Here is a 17,271-nt window from a genome sequence, read left to right on the forward strand (position 1 = left end):
GTTGTCGGCGGACTCCGCCATTCTAGGCGAGGACACGTCCGGAGCGGCCCTGCGGTCGCGACGGGGCGTACACTGGTCGGTCGGGACGGATCGGCGGACGGCCGCGTGCCCCTGCGGGGGGTGCGAGGAAAGTCCGGGCACCACAGAGCAGGATGGTGGACAACATCCACCCGGGGCGACCCGCGGGCCAGTGCCACAGAGAGAAGACCGCCTCCGCGCCGTGTGCGCGGCGGTAAGGGTGAAAGGGTGGTGTAAGAGACCACCAGCGGCCCCGGTGACGGGGCCGGCTCGGTAAACCCCATCCGGTGCAAGGCCGAACAGGACGCGTCACGAGGGCTGCTCGCCCCAGCGTCCGGGTTGGCCGCTCGAGCCCGTCAGCGATGGCGGGCCCAGATGGATGGCCGTCACCTCGCGCGGGGCAACGCGCGCGAGGCACAGAACCCGGCTTACAGCCGGTCCGTCCCGCCTCACGGCCCCCGGCTGGGGTCAGAACCCCTCGTCGTCGAGGATCCGTTCGAACTCGAGCTCCACCACGTGCTCGCGCTCCCGCTTGTCCAGCAGGCGGTACCCGTACGACTCGCCGATCGAGACGACCTTCGCCAGGCTCGGGCGTCGCCGGTCCCGCGGCCATTCGAGCGTCACCCGGTCCTGCCCCGTGAAGGTGCGCTCCCGCAGGCGCTGCTCCACGGCCGAGGCGTGCGTGCGCTCCCGCCCACTGGAGCGGATCCCGAGCCACACGGCGGCCGCGATCACGAGCAGGACGAACGGGTACACCACGCCGAACACGTTCATGGCGGTCATCGGGCGACTCCTGGGATGCGGGGCGGCTGTGCGGACCCCACCACTGTGCCAGGTCCGGACGACGACGTCGGCCCGGGGCGCCTGGCTAGGCTGGCCCGGTGCTGATCCTGCTGCCGCCCTCCGAGGGCAAGACCGCGCCCCGCTCCGGGGCCCCGCTCGACCTCGATGCCCTCGCGTTGGCCGATGACGCCGCGGTGACGGGCGCCCGCGCGGACCTGCTCACGCGGCTCGCCGCGGTCTCGGCCGCCCCGGATGCCCTGGCGGCTCTCGGCGTCGGGGCGTCGCTCACCGGCGAGGTCGAGGCGAACACGCGCCTGGCCTCGGCCCCTGCCGCGCCCGGTCACCGGGTGTTCACGGGCGTGCTCTTCGATGCGCTCGACCACGCCTCCCTGTCCGCGGCGGCGAAGCGCCGCGCCCGCGCGTCCGTGCTGGTCTTCTCCGCGCTGTTCGGCGCCACCGCGCTGGCGGACCGGATCCCCGCCTTCCGGCTGCCCGTCGGCGCGAAGCTGCCGGGGCTGCCCGGGCTGGCCGCGCACTGGCGCCCCGTCCTGACCCCCGCCCTCGACGCGCTCGCCGCACGGGACGGCGGGCCCGTCGTCGACTGCCGCTCCGGCGGCTACGCGGCCCAGTGGCGGGCACCGGCGGAGCGGACCCTCGCGGTCGACGTGTTCCAGCTGCGCGACGGCGAGCGGACCGTCGTCTCACACTTCGCCAAGCACACCCGCGGCCTCGTGGCCCGCGCGCTGCTGGAGGCGGGGGCGCGGGAGACCTCGACGCTGGAGCGCGTCGCGGACGTGGTCGCGCGGGCCGGGGACGGCCACGGCTGGGAGGTCGAGCTGGCCCGGCCGTCCGGCGCGAAGCCCGGCGCGCTGCGGGTGATCCTGCCCGAGGGGTGACCCCGGGCGAGGCGCGGTCTGCCCGGACGCGGCCTCAGTCCTCGACGGCCACCAGCTCCACCTCGAAGCCGTCCGCGGTCTCGAGGTAGGCGGCGTAGTGGTCCGGTCCCCCGGCGTGCGGGTGGCGGTCCTCGAAGAGCAGGCGGAACCCCCGGTCGCGCGCGGCGGCGGTGAGCTCGTCCACGCGGGCGCGCGATCCGGCCCGGAAGGCCAGGTGGTTCAGGCCCGGGCGGGTGCGCTCGTGGGCGCCCGCGGCGACGTCGGGCCCGGCCTCGAGCACGAGGTACTCCCCCGCCCCCTGGTACGTCCGGCCCTCGGCCCACCCCTCGCCCGGCACGTAGCCGAGCTCGCCGAACAGCCAGCCGAGGCTCGCCTCGGCCGCCGCGAGGTCGGCGACCCAGATCTCCACGTGGTGCAGCCGGCCCGTGGGCGCGGGCGCCGGGGTCGCACCCTCCGGCGAGGCGACGGCGTCGGGCCCGTCCGCCTCCACGGCCCGGACGTCCGCGTCCGCGTCGAGGCCGGACCCGGCCACCGCCGATGCGGGGGTCGTGGACGCCTCCGCGGCGGTCGACCCCGCGGCCGCGGGGGCCGCGACCGGCACCTCGGACGCGCCCGCGTCCCATTGGCCGCCCCGCGCGCCGGCGTCCATGGCCTCGTTGGAGAGGCGGTCGGCGTCCTTGTTCCGGTTGCGCGGGATCCATTCGTAGGTGACGCGCTCGGGGGGCAGCACGGACCGGGCCTCGGCCGCGAGGCGCCGCATGTCCTCGTGCTTGATCTTCCACCGCCCGGACATCTGCTCCACCACGAGCTTGGAGTCCATCAGCACGTGCACCCGCGCCTCGGGGTCGAGGTCCCGGGCCATCCGCAGCCCGGCCACGAGCCCGGAGTACTCGGCCACGTTGTTCGACGCCTTCCCCAGCGGGGCGGCGTCGGTCCGGAGGATCTCGCCCGTGGCCGGGTCGCGCACCAGGGCACCATAGCCGGCGACGCCGGGGTTGCCCCGCGACCCGCCGTCGGCCTCCACCTGCAGGACTCGTCCGCTCACCGTGCGCCTCCTCGTGTCCGTGGTCGCGCCGTCCGACGCGGCCCCCCACTCTACTGATCGCGCCGGGGGCGGGGCCCGGGGTCAGTCCCGGATGAGGATGGCGCCGGACTCGGGGCAGCGGGCGACGGCGGCCGGCGGGAGGGCCCGGATGCGCGCGACCTCCGCGGGCGACAGCTCCGTGCCCGCGGCCGCGGACCGGTTCCCGACGAGCCGGGCCGCGCCGATGCCGCCGTTGCGCTCCCGCGCCTGCTCGTACAGGGCCAGCAACGACGCGGGGAACTCCGCGGCCAACGCCGCCCGGCGCTGGATGAGGTCCCGGCCGCGCTGGGTCACGGCCTGCCCCTCGCGGCGCACCTCCGCCGCGCGGGCCTCGACCTCGGCCCGCGCCCGCTCCAGGGCGGCGTGGCCCTGCGCGAGCCGGGACTCGGCGGCGTCGGCTGCCTCCATGGCCTCGAGGGCCGCGGCCTCGTGGTCGTCGAGCAGTGCGGTGAGCGTGTCGTCCTCGTGCTGCATGGCCTGCAGCTCCTTGGACCCGCCCTGGCCCGTTTCGAGCCGCTCCCGGGTCCGGTCCCGACGGGCGCGGGTGGCGGCGGCCTTCTCGGTGGCCTCGGCCCCCGCCCGGTCGGCGGTGCGGGCGGCGTCCTGCAGACCGGGCAGCGCCTCCTCGAACTCCTGCGCACGGGCGCGCAGCCGGGCGTGCTCCGGGTCCGCCTTGAGCCGACGGACGGCGGCGCGGGCCTGGTCCAGGGCCGTGTCGAGCTCCTGGAGCTCCAGCAGCCGGGCCTGGACGGCCGGCGATGCGGTGACCTCACTCATGCGTGACTCCCCTCGTCGGCCCGCTCTCCCCCGACCAGGAAGTCCCAGGGGTCGCTGCGGTGATCTGAGAACAGGGTGGTGACGCCCAGTCCCCGCTCCGCCAGGGCGGCCTCCAGGGCGCGGGCGCCATGCTCGAGCCACAGGGACTCGCTCGCCCAGTGCGAGACGTCCACGAGCGCAGGACGCCCCTCCCCCGACGCCGCCGTCTCCCGGGCCTCCGAGGCCGGGTGGTGGCGCAGATCGGCGGTCACGTAGACGTCCGCGCCGGACGCGCGGACCGCGTCGAGGAGGCTGTCTCCGGCACCGCCGCACACGGCGACGCGGCGGATGCGCTGGGCGGGATCGCCCGCCACGCGCACGCCGCCGGCCGTAGCGGGCAACGCCGCGTGCACGGCCCGGGCGAAGGCGGCCAGGTCGGTCTCCTCGGGCAGGTCGCCCACCCGGCCGATGCCTTCGGCCCCGGTGCCGGCGGCAGAGGTCGTCAGGGGCGAGAGCGCTCCGGTGACGCCGACGGCACGGGCCAGCACGTCCGAGACGCCACCCACGACGGCGTCGGCGTTGGTGTGCGCCGCGAGCAGGGCGATGCGGTGCTCGATCAGGGTGTGCAGCAGGCGGCCCTTGGCGGCGGCGGCATGCCCGACGGCGGCGACGGACGAGGTGCCGCGCAGCAGGAGCGGGTGGTGGGTGACCACGAGATCGGCCCCGCGGGCGACGGCCTCGTCGGCCACGGCCTGCACGGGGTCCAGCGCCCACAGGACGGTCCGCACCGGCGCCTCCGGGCGCCCGGCCACCGGCCCGACGGCGTCCCACGGCTCCGCCAGCTCCCGCGGCCACAGCCCCTGGACGACCTCGAGGACCTGCCCGAGCGTCGGCGGGGCCAGGGCATGCACCGGCGAGGCGGGGACGGCGGGACGGGACACGGTCATACCGGCCATGATGGCCCACCCGGCCCGGGCACGCACGACCCGACGGCCCTGGGTGACGGCACGGGGCGGCGTCGTCGGGAATGAAAAGCGCGGCCCGCGTTGCTGTGCCTGCCATGACCGACTCCCCCCGTACCGAGCCCCTCGGCGCCTCCGGCGCGCCCGCCGACGTCCGCGAGCTGACGCTCGCCGGCGGCTGCTTCTGGTGCCTCGACGCCGTCTACCGTCGCGTGCGGGGCGTGCTCGCCGTCGAGTCCGGCTACACCGGAGGCGACGACCCCGCCCCGAGCTACGAGTCCGTGTGCACCGGGACCACCGGCCATGCCGAAGCGGTCCGTGTGCGCTTCGACGCCGCCGTCGTGCCGCCCGAGGTGATCATGGACCTGTTCTTCACCGGCCACGACCCCACATCCTTGAACCGCCAGGGGGCCGACGTCGGCACCCAGTACCGCTCGGCCGTCTTCGCCCACGACGAGGCCGAGGCCCGGTTCTTCGCGGACGAGATCGCCCGGGCGCAGGCGAACTATGACAGCCCCATCGTCACACGCGTCGAGCCGGCGTCCGCGTGGCACCCGGCCGAGGACATTCACCAGGACTTCTATGCGCGGCGCCGTTCCAATGGATACTGCCGTGTGGTCATCGATCCGAAGCTCGCGAAGGTGCGCCGGAACTACTCCGCGTGGCTCGTGGACGCCTGAGCGGCGCCGCGGCTCGATAGCCTGACGCAGGAACACCCACTAGATCGCCCGCGCCCCGAGGCGCACCACCACCGGAGGTACCACCATGGCCCGCATCCTTGACGACATCACCCAGGCGGTCGGCGGCACGCCCCTGGTCCGGCTGAACCGCCTCGCGAAGGACCTGCCCGGCGACGTCGCCGTGAAGGTCGAGTTCTACAACCCGGCCAACTCGGTGAAGGACCGCATCGGCACCGCCATCGTCGACGCCGCGGAGGCGAACGGCGAGCTGACCCCCGGCGGCACCATCGTGGAGGGCACCTCCGGCAACACCGGCATCGCCCTGGCCATGGTCGGCGCGGCACGCGGCTACCGCGTGATCCTGACCATGCCCGAGACCATGTCCACCGAGCGCCGCGTGATGCTCAAGGCGTTCGGCGCCGAGATCGTGCTGACCCCCGGGGCAGACGGCATGCGCGGCGCCCTCGAGCGCGCCCAGGAGATCGTCCGCAGCACCCCGAACTCCATCTGGGCCCAGCAGTTCGCGAACCAGGCCAACGTCCAGGCCCACTACACGGGCACCGGCCCGGAGATCTGGGACGCGTCCGAGGGCGCCGTGGACGTGTTCATCGCCGGCGTCGGCACCGGCGGCACCATCACGGGCGCGGGCCGGTACCTGCGCGAGCAGAAGCCGGACGTGAAGCTCATCGCCGTCGAGCCGGCCGACTCCCCCATCCTCTCCGGCGGCCAGGCCGGCCCCCACAAGATCCAGGGCATCGGCGCGAACTTCGTGCCGGAGATCCTCGACACCGACCTCTACGACGAGGTCTACCCGGCCACCTTCGAGGAGTCCATCGAGACCGCCCGCCGGCTCGGGACCGAGGAGGGCATCCTCGGCGGCATCTCCACCGGCGCGATCATCTCGGCCGCCCTCAAGGAGGCCGCCAAGCCCGAGTCCGAGGGCAAGCTGATCGTCGCCATCGTGTGTGACTTCGGCGAGCGCTACATCTCCACCGCCCTCTTCGAGGACATCCGCGGCTGACCGCCGCCCGCTCACCGACCGCACCGACCCGAAGGGGCCGCCCGTGGGACTGTTCTCCCGCATCAAGGAAGACATCGCGACCGTCCGCAGCCATGACCCGGCGGCGCGCGGTGACCTCGAGGTGGCCCTCGTCTACTCGGGTCTGCACGCCGTGTGGGCGCACCGCGTCGCGCACCGGATGTGGCGACATGACCGGTTGAAGATGCCCGCGCGCGTGCTCTCGCAGGTCACGCGCGCGGCCACGGGCATCGAGATCCACCCCGGCGCGTCGATCGGCCGTCGGTTCTTCATCGACCACGGCATGGGCGTCGTGATCGGCGAGACCGCGGAGATCGGTGACGACGTGATGCTGTACCACGGGGTCACCCTCGGCGGCCGCTCCCTGGCCAAGGTGAAGCGGCACCCCACGCTGCGCGACGGCGTCGTGGTGGGGGCCGGCGCCAAGATCCTCGGACCCGTCGAGATCGGGGAGGGGACGGCGGTGGGCGCCAACGCGGTCGTCGTGAAGGACACCCCCGCCGACGCGATCGCCACCGGCGTGCCGGCCACCGTCCGCCCGCGCAAGGGCCCGGCCGAGGGCAAGCCGCTCGTGGACCCCGCGGAGTACGTGGACCCGGCCCTCTGGATCTGAGGGCCGGGTCCACGCCGGGTCAGTCCTGCGTGGGGTCGCCCTCGGTCGGCTGCGGCATGACCACGGGCACGCCCTCGCCGTCGACCTCGGTGCGGTCGCCGGACCACAGCGTGTGGAACGAGCCCTCGCGGTCCACGCGCAGGTAGGTGTGGGCGCCGAAGTAGTCGCGCTGGCCCTGCACGAGGGCGGCCGGCAAGCGGTCGGCCCGCAGGCCGTCGTAGTACGCCAGGGCCGAGGAGAACACCGGGACCGGCACGCCCGCGGCGACGGCGGTGCCGACGACGCGGCGCCAGGCCGGCAGGGCCTCGGCGATCGCCTGGGCGAACTCGGGGGCGAAGAGCAGGTTGAGCGGCTGGCCGGGGGCGCGGGTGCCCGGCGCCGGATGGCGGGAGGTGTCGCGGCCGCCGAAGGCCTGCATGATCACGTCGAGCAGGTCGGCGCGGATGATGCAGCCGTCCCGCCACAGCGAGGCGATGGTGCCCAGGTCCAGCGACCAGCCGTACTCCTCGGCGGCGGCCGCGAGCATGTCCATGCCCTGCGCGTAGGCCACGAGCTTGGAGGCGAACAGCGCCTGGCGCACGTCCTCCACGAACGCGTCCGTGTCCTGCGGGACGCGCTGCGCATCCTCGTCGACGCCGGCCGCGAGGGTCTCACGGGCGACCTCGCGCACCGCGCGCTGAGAGGACAGCGAGCGGGCGAAGACGGACTCGGCGATCGCGGCCACCGGGGAGCCGACGTCGAGACCCGAGATCGCGGTCCAGCGGCCGGTGCCCTTCTGGCCGGCCTCGTCCACGATCACGTCCACGAGCGGGCGGCCCGTGGCCGCGTCCACCTGCGCGAGCACCTCGGCCGTGATCTCGATGAGGTAGGAGGCCAGGTCGGTCTGGTTCCACGCCGTGAACACCTCGGCCTGCTCGGCGGGCTCGAGGCCGCCCACACGGCGCAGCAGGTCGTAGGCCTCGCCGATGACCTGCATGTCCGCGTACTCGATGCCGTTGTGGACCATCTTCACGTAGTGGCCGGCGCCGTCCGTGCCGACCCAGGCGCAGCACGGCTCCCCCTCGAACTGCGCGGAGATCTTCTCGAGCATCGGACCGAGGGCCTCGTAGGACTTCTCCGGACCGCCGGGCATGATCGCCGGACCGTGCAGGGCACCCTCCTCGCCGCCGGAGACACCGACGCCCACGAAGTGCAGGCCCTTCTCGGCGAGGGCCGCCTCGCGGCGGCGGGTGTCCTCGTAATGGGAGTTGCCGGCGTCGATGACGATGTCGCCCTCGTCCAGCAGGGGGACGAGCTGGTCGATGACGGCGTCCACGGGGGCGCCCGCCTTGACCATGATGAGCACCCGGCGCGGCACGGCGAGGGACTGCACGAGCTCGGCGAGCGTCTCCGTCGCCACGAACGCACCCTCGTCACCGTGCTCGGCCACGAGCTGGTCCGTGCGGGCCCGGCTGCGGTTGTGCAGGGCCACCGTGTAGCCGTGGCGGGCGAAGTTGCGGGCGAGGTTCGCGCCCATCACCGCCAGGCCCGTGACGCCGATGTCGGCGGCGCCGACGGGGACGGTGGTGGTCTGCTCGGTCATCGCGGGTGGCCTCCTGTGGCTCGGACGGTGGGACGGGCCGTGCCGGACACGGACCCGCCCCCCAGCCTACGTCGACCGCGGTCAGTCCCCCACGGCGTCGCGGCCGCGGCGCACGATCAGCGGGTCCGGGGTGCCGACGACCTCGTGGTCCTTGCCCTCGTACTCGAACTGGGACAGGAAGTAGCGCATCGCGTTGAGGCGGGCCCGCTTCTTGTCGTTGGAGCGGATGGAGATCCACGGGGCGTGGTCCGTGTCCGTGTGGAGGAACATGGCCTCCTTGGCCTCCGTGTAGGCCTCCCAGCGGTCCAGGGACTCGAGGTCCATGGGCGAGAGCTTCCACTGGCGGACCGGGTCGATCTGGCGGATCGCGAAGCGCGTGCGCTGCTCGGTCTGCGTGACGGAGAACCAGAACTTGGTGAGGTGGATGCCGTCGTCCACGAGCATCTTCTCGAACAGCGGCACCTGGTTCATGAAGCGGCGGTACTGCTCGTCCGTGGAGAAGCCCATCACCCGCTCGACGCCGGAGCGGTTGTACCACGAGCGGTCGAACAGCACGATCTCGCCCGCCGTGGGGAAGTGCTGGATGTAGCGCTGGAAGTACCACTGGCCGAGCTCACGGTCCGAGGGCTTGTTGAGGGCCACGACGCGCGCGGTGCGGGGGTTCAGGTGCTCGGTGAAGCGCTTGATGGTGCCGCCCTTGCCGGCGGCGTCGCGGCCCTCGAAGACGATGATGTGGCGCTGGCCGGTGTCCTCGCCCCAGTACTGCAGCTTGAGCAGTTCGATCTGCAGGCGGTACTTCTCCAGCTCGTACTCCTCGCGCGTCATGCGCGTCTCGTACGGGTAGTCCTCCTTCCACGTCTCCACGGCACGGCCCTGCGGATCGATCAGGTCGGGATCGTTGGTGTGACCGTCCGAGACGGTGTAGCCGCCGTCGCGCAGCTTGTCGATGAACTCGCGGAGGTTCTCGCGGGGGGCGTCGGGCTGCAGCAGCTCCATGGTCCGTCTCCTTCACTGGGTGCGTCACCGTGCCCGCCCGTCCCCTCCTCGGTACGACGGCGGCGGGCCGCGGCCTGTGCTCTGTCCATCATTATGGGCGGGCGGCGGACGAGGAAGCCGGGCCCGGCGGCGCAGCCGGGTGAACAGCAGGTGAACCCTGGGAGGCGAACGGTCGCGGCCCCGGGCCGGGGAGGACCGGCCGGCTCAGCCGCGCGGGCCGACGCCCAGGAGCTCGTCGATCGCCGCGACGGCGGCACGCGCCGCGTCGACGTCGGCGAACTGCGCGACGGCGTCGTCGTACCGGCGGTGCCCGGGAAGCTTGAGGCCGACGGAGGCGCCGTCCGTGGCGGGGAGGATCCAGATCCGGCCGCGCGGCTCGACGTCGCGCTGCTCGGCCACGTCGGCCTCCTCGAACTCGCGGTCGTAGCCGGCCCACTCGATACCGGGCCGCGGGGTGTCGGCACCGTCGAGGACGTCACGGCCGCCCATGCGCAGACAGGTGACGGACTGCAGGAGCGCGTCCAGGGTGCGGGCGGCGGCCTTGCCGGCCAGCTCGTCCTGGAAGAGGGCGAGGATGGACCATTGCCCGTCCTGGAGGAAGAGCATGGTCTGCTGCGCCTCGCCCCCGGTGATGACGGCGAGGTGACGGGCGGCGCCGTCGGGACGTGCGGGCAGCTTCCAGAAGCCGAGGGGGGTCGCGGACATGCGCTCCACCCTAGTTGTTGTGGGTCATGAGGTTCTTGCCACGGGGCGCCGGCTGAGATGAGACGAGCGGGCCCCTGCCGCAAGATGGAAGTTCCTCAACAACCCACCTGCCAGAAGAGACCCGCTCATGACTCACGCTAACGCACCCCTGACCCCCACCGGCCGTCTCAGGATGGTCCACCGCCACCTGCACGACGGGATCCCGCAGGCACACGTGGCAGCCGAGTTCCGGGTGAGCCGGCCCACGGTGGCCACCTGGGTCGCCCGCTACCGCGCCCAGGGAGAAGCCGGCCTTCAGGACCTGCCCAGCCGGCCGCACCGTTCACCTGCCCAGCTCGATCCGGTCCTGGTCGCCCAGATCCACGCCCTGCGGCGGGAGCGCAAGTGGTCCGCACGGCGCATCCATCACCACCTCGTCTCCGAGGGCCACCGGGTGTGTCTTCGTACCGTGGGACGGTGGCTGCACCGACTCGGGATCTCCCGCCTACGGGACCTGACCCCGGCCGGAGAAGACCTGCGCCAACGACCCCAGAAGATCACCGCGAGAGGGCCGGGGCACATGGTGCACCTGGATGTGAAGAAGATCGGGAAGATCCCAGACGGGGGCGGCTGGCGCACCCACGGACGTGAAAGTGAAGCAGGCCGTGCTTCCAAGCGCGGGCCTGGCCGGCGGGTCGGCTACACCTACCTGCACTCGGCGATCGACGGGTACACCCGCCTGGCCTACACCGAAGCGTTGGAGGACGAGCGGGCGGCCACGACCGTGAGCTTCTACTGCCGGGCGCGGGCGTTCTTCGCCGCCCACGGCATCACCGTGGACCGGGTGATCACGGACAACGGGAACAACTATCGGGCTGCGGACTTCACCGCGAAGGTGGTCTCGCTCGGGGGCCGGCATCACCGGATCCGACCCTACACCCCGCGCCATAACGGGAAGGTCGAACGCTACAACCGGCTGATGGTCGATGAGGTCCTCTACGCCCGCCCGTACTCCTCAGAGCAAGCTCGGCGTGAGGCCCTGGCGGTGTGGGTGAACCACTACAACTACCATCGGCCTCATACCTCCTGCGGAGACGCCCCGCCGGCCTCACTGGCCCCGACCCGAGTCAACAACGTCATGCCCTCCTACATCTAGGACGCTGAGGCTCTCTCGAGCGCGCTGATCAAGGGATGGGAATGGTGCGGGTGTTGATGACACCCTCAGTCCGTTCCCGCTCCTCTATCGGCCTCGAAGAGGTGGGCAGCATGCGTGTAAGCGGCCATGAAAAGCTGCCCATAGGTGGCCAGGGAATGACCCGCTGACGGCCATGAGGACTGCCCAGTGATGGCCACGGGAACTGCCCGGTGCTGGCCATCTGGTTTGCCCGCGTTGCTCGTTGCCCGCCGCGTCGTGAGCCGGCGGGGGCCTCCTCCCCGGGTTGGATATCGGTGTCGAATCGAATCCAGCGAGGAAGAGGCCCTGAATGAAGGATGCCGCAGAAACCATGAAAATACTCAGTGCCTATGACCTGACCAAGTCATTGCGGGGCGCCGCCGAGCTGGCCGGTTGCTCCCATCACACCGTGGCCCGGCTGGTGCGGGCCCGCGACGCCGGCCAGACCCCTGGATCCGGAGCCAGCCGCCCGAAGGTCACCGATGTCTGGCTGCCCAAGATCGAGGAATGGGTCGAGGCCTCCACGGGCAGGATCCGCGCCGATGTCGTGCACGCCAAGCTCACCGCAATGGGCTACACCGGCTCTGAGCGCTCCACCCGGAGTAGTGCCCCATAGAGTGGTGTAGCGCACGGTGACTGGGCACGTCGTTCCGGATGTGGACGCGGCCACCGTGTGATCCTTCGAGTCAACCTTCCACAGAATCCTCGAACGGAGTCATCACGATGACCGCTCCTCATATTGTCGACCCTGCCGGCCTGCTCGGCGAAGCCCTGTCCGAAGCATCCCCGGATTTGATGCGTTCGTTGCTGCAGACCGTGATCAACTCCCTGCTCTCCGCTGACGCCGACGCGGTGGTCGGCGCCGAATGGGGTAAACCCACCCCGGGCCGAGCTACCCAGCGCAACGGGTACCGGCACCGGGACCTGGACACCCGGGTCGGGACCCTGGACGTGGCGATCCCCAAACTCAGGTCGGGCACGTACTTCCCGGAGTGGCTGCTCGAGCGCCGCAAAAGGGCCGAATCCGCGCTGATCACGGTGGTCGCCGACTGCTACCTGGCCGGGGTCTCGACCCGGCGGATGGACAAACTGGTCAAGACCCTCGGGATCAACGCGCTGTCGAAGTCCCAGGTCTCGCGGATGGCCACCGAGCTGGACGAGCAGGTCGAGTCCTTCCGTCATCGCCCGCTCGGGGAGGCTGGGCCGTTCACGTTCGTGGCCGCCGACGCGCTGAGCATGAAGGTCCGCGAGGGCGGCCGGGTGGTCAACGCCGTGGTGCTGCTGGCCACCGGGGTCAATGGTGACGGCCACCGCGAGGTCCTCGGCCTGCGGGTGGCCACCTCGGAGACGGGGTCGGCGTGGAACGAGTTCTTCGCCGACCTGGTGGCCCGGGGCCTGACCGGAGTCCGCCTGGTCACTTCCGACGCCCACACCGGGCTCAAGGACGCCATCGCCGCGAACCTGCCCGGAGCGACCTGGCAGCGGTGCCGGACCCACTACGCGGCGAACCTGATGGGCATCACCCCCAAGTCCATGTGGCCGGCCGTGAAGGCCATGCTGCACTCGGTGTATGACCAGCCCGACGCCGCCAGCGTGGACGCCCAGTTCGACCGGCTGCTGGACTACGTCAGCGAAAAGCTGCCCGCGGTGGCCGAACACCTCGATGGTGCCCGGGCGGACATCCTGGCGTTCACCACGTTCCCCAAGGACGTGTGGACCCAGATCTGGTCGAACAACCCGGCCGAACGGCTCAACCGCGAGATCCGGCGTCGCACCGACGCCGTGGGCATCTTCCCGAACCGGGCAGCGATCGTGCGCCTGGTCGGGGCGGTGCTGGCTGAGCAGACCGATGAGTGGGCCGAGGGCCGCCGCTACCTCGGCCTCGAGGTGTTGGCCCGCTGCCGCCTCACCACCGTGGACGACACCGGGAACGAGGTGAACGCCGAACCGGAAACCACCCTCGAACTCAGCGCCTAGCAGCACCAATGGAGGATCAGAGCGTTACACCACTACTCGGGACTTGACCCGCGCCGTCCGGCACCGTGACGTCGAAGGCGGTGACACGCCGGCCCTCACCGGCGGAGAGGTACCGGTACTCCCCCAGGCTCGGCGAGACGTGGGTCCACCCCGCGATCTCCACCCGATCTCCAGCTGCGTCCTCAAACCGCAGCTGCACCAGCGCCGCCGCTCGCGCGTCCGCGTCGTTGACGTGGCCGATCGCCACACTGAGGAGCTCGCCCGGAACGACCGAAGTCCGGTAGGTGAGGTCGGAGACATCGGTCAAGGAAACCCCCGGCCCTCCGGCATCAACTGGAAGAATCATCGACCCTGCTTTCCATCGGTTTTCTGTCGAGCGGACGGTGCCGCCCGCGGGCGGCATGACTCAACTTACGTGACGGCCGACTAATCATGTACCGGCGCGACAGATGGGCTTTCGTCACCGCCTCCGCCACGCTGTCCCGGGACTGTCCCACTGACTAGGCTGTGACCCATGACCACACCCGTCCAGGAGCACCTCGATCGCCTCACGTCGGCCCACGCGGGTGAGGGGGAGGTCCCGGACGGGCTGGGCGTCGCGATGCTCATGGTGGACGGACACCGTTACGTCTCCGGATCCATGACGCCCGTGCCGCTCGCCACGCTCGCCTCTCCCCTGTTCCACGCGCAGGCCCTCGAGGACCTCGGCGCGGTGCGGGTGGGCGAGCGCGTGGGAGCCGCCCCCGTGCGCGACCTGGACCACCGGGTCGAGGTGGACGCCGCCACGGGCCTGCCGCACAACCCGCTGCAGAACGCGGGCGCGGTGGCCACGGCCTCCCTGGTGAAGGGCCGCGGTGGCCGCGACCGGACCGCACGCATGATGCAGCTGCTCTTCGCACTGTTCGACCGCGAGGTCACCGTCACGGAGTCGGCCGCACGGGCGGAGAACCGCGCCCAGCACCACACCCGGTCCGCTGCCTGGCTGATGAAGTCCCTCGACACGCTGGACGCCGACCCCGAGACGCTGCTCGAGGACATCGCCACGGTGCGTGCCGCCGCCGTGACCGTGGAGGACCTCGCCCTGCTCGCCGGCACCCTCGCGCACGGTGGCGTCCACCCCGTCACCGGGGACCGTGTGCTGAGCGAGGAGACGGTCCGCGGTGTGCTCTCCGTGATGGACTCCTGCGGCATGGACACCCGGGACTCCCGGTGGGCGTACGACGTCGGCCAGCCCGGCTGGGCGTCCACGCGCGGCGGCACGGTGCTCGTGGTGGTGCCGGGCCACCTCGGTCTGGCGCTGCAGTCGGACACGACGGACGAGAACGGGCTCGGCGCCGCGGCGATGGCCGCCCTGCGGACCCTCGTCGAGGACTTCGAGCTGCACCCGTCGGTGGTCACCGGTTCCCCGCGCGCGGCTCTGCGCACCCACTACCGGATCGACCAGGCCCCCTCGGGCACGGTGCGCAGCGCCGTCGTCCTCGAGGCGCTCGGGCGGTTCGCGGACACCGTGCACGTCATGGAGCTGGGCGGTCACCTCGGCTTCAGCCAGGTGGACGCGATCGCCCGCGTCAGCCGCGGTCTGCCGGAGGCCCTCGAGACGCTCGTGGTGGACATGCGCTCGGTCAGCTCCATCTCCCGTCCGGCCCGGCTGCTGGTGGCCCAGTGGTTCGCCCGCGCGCTGGGCAACGGGCTCGACGTCGTCGTCGTGGACCGGGACGCCGCGGAGATGAAGGAGCTGATGGCGGCCGTCGAGGAGTCCGTGGAGGTGGACCTGCCCGAGCCGCTGCAGGATGAGGCCGAGGGGGTGGACCCCGCTGCCGAGGGCGCGCAGTTCGTGTTCTTCGACTCCCGCTCGCGGGCCGCCCAGTGGGCCGAGCAGCGGCTGCTCTCCCGGCACGCCCCCCACCTGCTGCCGCGGGACGCCCAGGAGGCGGCCGTGGCACCCCTGCTGCAGCACCTCTCCGCGGACGACGCGCGTCTGCTCGAGTCCATGATGGACGAGCGGGTCTACTCGGACGGCCAGATCATCCGCCGCGCCGGCCAGCCGTTCGGCGGCATCTACGTGATCGTCTCCGGCACCGTGGAGCTCTCGGGCCAGGGCACGGGCAGCCGCCGCGTGCGCCGCACCCTGCTCACCCCGGGGATGACGTTCGGCGAGATGGCCCTTGGCCAGCCCGGCCGCCAGCCCTCCACCGTCCGCGCGCGCGGGCCGGTCACGGCGCGAGTCCTCACCGCCCAGGTGATGGTCGCGCTCCAGGAGGGCTTCCCCCAGCTGGCCCTGGCCCTGTGGGAGGCGCTGGCCCGCGACGCGTTCACCGCGCTGGGCCAGCTCATCCGGGAGACCGGCGCGCTGCAGGACTGACGACCCGCGGGGGCAGCGTCCCCGTGGGACGCTGCCCCCACCCCCGTCACCGCCCGAGGACGTGGCGCAACGCGCCCTCCAGTTCGGGGTCGCGCATCTCGTAGCCGGAGGAGACCAGCCGGTCCGCCACGACCTTCTGGTCCGCCGCGACGGTCTCCACCCGGCCCTCCTCGCCCAGCAGCAGGCGCGGCCCGGCCTCGGGCACCGGGATGAGAGCGGGCCGGCGCAGCACCCGCCCGAGCACGGTGGCGAACTCCTTCGCCGTGACCGGCTCGGGCGCCACCGCGTTGACCGGGCCGGTGACGCCGTCGTCGAGCACCGCGTGGGCGAAGGCCCCCGCGATGTCATCCGCGCCGATCCAGCTCAGCCACGGGCTGCCGTCGTGGCTCTCCCCGCCCGAGGTCGCGACCGGGCCGCCGAGCCCCGCGAGGAACAGCGGCAGCACCTGCTGCAGCATGCCCCCGGCCGGGCTCAGGACCACGCCGGTCCGCAGCATCGCCACCCGGATGCCGGACGTCTCGGCGCGTCGGGCCTCGGCCTCCCAGTCCGCGACGACCTCGGCGAGGAAGTCGTCCCCGGGCTCCAGATCCTCGACGAGGCCGCTGCCGAACGGGCCCGTGCCCGCGTCCGCCCCGTAGTACCCGATCGCCGAGCCGTTCACGAGTGCCCGCACCCGCGCGTCGTCCCCCTCCCGTGCGGCAATCCGGGCGAGCGCGTCCACGAGGGTGCGCGTGCCGCGTACGCGCGAGTCGTGCACGGCCTCCTTGTGCGCGTCCGAGAACCGGCCGGCGATGGGCTCGCCCGCCAGGTTCACGACGACGTCGGCCTCGGCCAGGGCGTCCTCGTCCACGGTCTCCCGGCCGGGGTCCCACAGCGCCGCGTCCAGCGCGCCGGCCTTCTTCGGGCTCCGCACGAGCCGGATGACGCGGTGGCCGCCGGTGGTGAGCAGGGCACAGAGCTGCCGGCCGATCAGTCCGCCGGACCCCGTCACGGCGACCGTGCGAGCCGGCCCGCCGACGAGGGGGCCGGGATGGGCGGCGTGGAAGTCCAGGTCATCGGCCATCACGCGGGCCCGATAGGCGAACTGGCGGCCCAGCTCCGCCTCGAAGGCCTCGTGGGTGCGGCGCGAGGCCGCGGCGCCCAGACCGGGCACGCGGGACACCAGGGACTCCCCCGGCAGGGCGTACTCGATGTGGTCCGTCACGACCGTGCCCCGCCGGCCGTCCGCCATGTCCGCCTCACCGGGCGCAGCGTCGTCGAGCAGGTGCGTGTGCCGCCAGGAGGCGAGAGGGCCGGAGACCATCTCGTCCCGGAACATGCGGCCCTCCTCGTAGGCCGTGTGGCGGGCCCGCCACGGCACCGCGGGCGCGGCCCCGCCGGGCAGGCGGGAGGCGACGGCGTCCGGCAGCAGGCCGGTGAGCATCCCGTGGGCCGCGCCGGCGAACAGGCCGGCCGCCCCGGGGGCCTGGATGCGCAGCCGCGACTCGGAGCCCACGCGGAGGCCGTCCGTGGGTCCCTGGACCACCTCGCCCGCGAAGGGCGGGGTGAGCCGCTCCAGCGCGCCGGGGTTCTCCAGCCAGCGGAAGACCACCTCACGCGGGTGGCGCAGGAGGGTGCGATGCTCGAAGACGCGGATCTCGGTCATGGACGCCAGCCTGACACAGG

General features: G+C 72.8%; 16 protein-coding genes, 1 other RNA gene and 1 pseudogene. 9 read left to right on the forward strand and 9 right to left on the reverse strand.

What is annotated here, in order from left to right:
• Positions 1–85 precede the first annotated feature (85 nt).
• An RNA gene (rnpB, locus tag G6R13_RS04575) (RNase P RNA component class A) lies at positions 86–465 on the forward strand.
• Positions 466–486: 21 nt separating this feature from the next.
• Here rnpB and G6R13_RS04580 read toward each other — a convergent pair.
• A complete protein-coding gene (locus tag G6R13_RS04580) occupies positions 487–801 on the reverse strand; it encodes a hypothetical protein (protein ID WP_002856827.1) in 315 nt (104 codons plus the stop codon).
• A 98-nt stretch (positions 802–899) separates the two neighbouring features.
• Here G6R13_RS04580 and G6R13_RS04585 point away from each other — a divergent pair, with 98 nt between their 5' ends.
• Positions 900–1,697, forward strand: coding sequence for a peroxide stress protein YaaA (locus G6R13_RS04585; protein WP_078026072.1), 798 nt, complete (start codon positions 900–902; stop codon positions 1,695–1,697).
• Between the two features lie 34 nt (positions 1,698–1,731).
• Here G6R13_RS04585 and G6R13_RS04590 read toward each other — a convergent pair whose 3' ends face one another.
• The 3 genes from G6R13_RS04590 to G6R13_RS04600 all read right to left on the reverse strand — a co-directional run bounded on the left by G6R13_RS04590 (position 1,732) and on the right by G6R13_RS04600 (position 4,484).
• Complete coding sequence (locus G6R13_RS04590; RefSeq protein ID WP_163721109.1) at positions 1,732–2,742, reverse strand: reverse transcriptase-like protein; 1,011 nt, start codon at positions 2,740–2,742, stop codon at positions 1,732–1,734.
• Positions 2,743–2,823: 81 nt separating this feature from the next.
• On the reverse strand, positions 2,824–3,558 hold the full coding sequence (locus G6R13_RS04595; RefSeq protein WP_073115522.1) for a DNA-binding protein: 735 nt from the start codon (positions 3,556–3,558) through the stop codon (positions 2,824–2,826).
• Positions 3,555–4,484 (reverse strand): Nif3-like dinuclear metal center hexameric protein, encoded by a 930-nt coding sequence (locus tag G6R13_RS04600; protein WP_159833089.1) that lies wholly within the window; start codon positions 4,482–4,484, stop codon positions 3,555–3,557. Before G6R13_RS04600 ends, G6R13_RS04595 begins: the two co-directional genes overlap by 4 nt.
• A gap of 113 nt (positions 4,485–4,597) precedes the next feature.
• On the opposite strand from G6R13_RS04600, the gene msrA reads away from it, so the two are divergent.
• From msrA to epsC, 3 genes are all read left to right on the forward strand, one after another.
• Positions 4,598–5,179, forward strand: a complete 582-nt coding sequence (gene msrA / locus G6R13_RS04605) for a peptide-methionine (S)-S-oxide reductase MsrA (RefSeq protein ID WP_012750832.1) — start codon at positions 4,598–4,600, stop codon at positions 5,177–5,179.
• Between the two features lie 85 nt (positions 5,180–5,264).
• Positions 5,265–6,200: a cysteine synthase A gene (gene cysK, locus G6R13_RS04610; protein WP_134417063.1), complete on the forward strand. Its 936-nt coding sequence runs from the start codon at positions 5,265–5,267 to the stop codon at positions 6,198–6,200.
• A 43-nt stretch (positions 6,201–6,243) separates the two neighbouring features.
• The gene (gene epsC, locus G6R13_RS04615) at positions 6,244–6,831 is read left to right on the forward strand and encodes a serine O-acetyltransferase EpsC (RefSeq protein WP_020624780.1); all 588 of its coding nucleotides are present in this window, start codon (positions 6,244–6,246) and stop codon (positions 6,829–6,831) included.
• 19 nt (positions 6,832–6,850) lie between these two features.
• On the opposite strand, the gene gndA is transcribed toward epsC, so the two are convergent.
• From gndA to G6R13_RS04630, 3 genes are all read right to left on the reverse strand, one after another.
• Positions 6,851–8,413, reverse strand: coding sequence for an NADP-dependent phosphogluconate dehydrogenase (gene gndA / locus G6R13_RS04620; RefSeq protein WP_159833087.1), 1,563 nt, complete (start codon positions 8,411–8,413; stop codon positions 6,851–6,853).
• An 81-nt stretch (positions 8,414–8,494) separates the two neighbouring features.
• Positions 8,495–9,409 carry a polyphosphate kinase 2 gene (ppk2, locus tag G6R13_RS04625; protein ID WP_069941184.1) on the reverse strand — a complete coding sequence of 305 codons (915 nt, stop codon included), beginning with the start codon at positions 9,407–9,409 and terminating at the stop codon, positions 8,495–8,497.
• A gap of 204 nt (positions 9,410–9,613) precedes the next feature.
• Complete coding sequence (locus G6R13_RS04630; protein WP_036312781.1) at positions 9,614–10,114, reverse strand: hypothetical protein; 501 nt, start codon at positions 10,112–10,114, stop codon at positions 9,614–9,616.
• A 127-nt stretch (positions 10,115–10,241) separates the two neighbouring features.
• Here G6R13_RS04630 and G6R13_RS04635 point away from each other — a divergent pair, with 127 nt between their 5' ends.
• The 3 genes and pseudogenes from G6R13_RS04635 to G6R13_RS04645 all read left to right on the forward strand — a co-directional run bounded on the left by G6R13_RS04635 (position 10,242) and on the right by G6R13_RS04645 (position 13,244).
• On the forward strand, positions 10,242–11,249 hold the full coding sequence (locus G6R13_RS04635; RefSeq protein WP_163721111.1) for an IS481 family transposase: 1,008 nt from the start codon (positions 10,242–10,244) through the stop codon (positions 11,247–11,249).
• A 328-nt stretch (positions 11,250–11,577) separates the two neighbouring features.
• Positions 11,578–11,868 (forward strand): annotated as a pseudogene (locus G6R13_RS04640) (IS21 family transposase); the annotation flags it as partial.
• A 122-nt stretch (positions 11,869–11,990) separates the two neighbouring features.
• Positions 11,991–13,244, forward strand: a complete 1,254-nt coding sequence (locus G6R13_RS04645) for an IS256-like element ISMlu1 family transposase (RefSeq protein ID WP_010078638.1) — start codon at positions 11,991–11,993, stop codon at positions 13,242–13,244.
• 16 nt (positions 13,245–13,260) lie between these two features.
• Here the strand turns inward: G6R13_RS04645 and G6R13_RS04650 are convergent, their stop codons facing one another.
• Complete coding sequence (locus G6R13_RS04650; RefSeq protein WP_135019429.1) at positions 13,261–13,551, reverse strand: hypothetical protein; 291 nt, start codon at positions 13,549–13,551, stop codon at positions 13,261–13,263.
• Positions 13,552–13,758: 207 nt separating this feature from the next.
• Here G6R13_RS04650 and G6R13_RS04655 point away from each other — a divergent pair, with 207 nt between their 5' ends.
• Positions 13,759–15,606 (forward strand): glutaminase, encoded by a 1,848-nt coding sequence (locus G6R13_RS04655; RefSeq protein WP_095353388.1) that lies wholly within the window; start codon positions 13,759–13,761, stop codon positions 15,604–15,606.
• 46 nt (positions 15,607–15,652) lie between these two features.
• Here the strand turns inward: G6R13_RS04655 and G6R13_RS04660 are convergent, their stop codons facing one another.
• Positions 15,653–17,251 carry a TIGR01777 family oxidoreductase gene (locus G6R13_RS04660; protein WP_163721112.1) on the reverse strand — a complete coding sequence of 533 codons (1,599 nt, stop codon included), beginning with the start codon at positions 17,249–17,251 and terminating at the stop codon, positions 15,653–15,655.
• Positions 17,252–17,271: the final 20 nt, after the last annotated feature.

It is taken from the genome of Micrococcus sp. Alg238-R198 (assembly GCF_900537135.1).
GTDB lineage: Bacteria > Actinomycetota > Actinomycetes > Actinomycetales > Micrococcaceae > Micrococcus > Micrococcus luteus.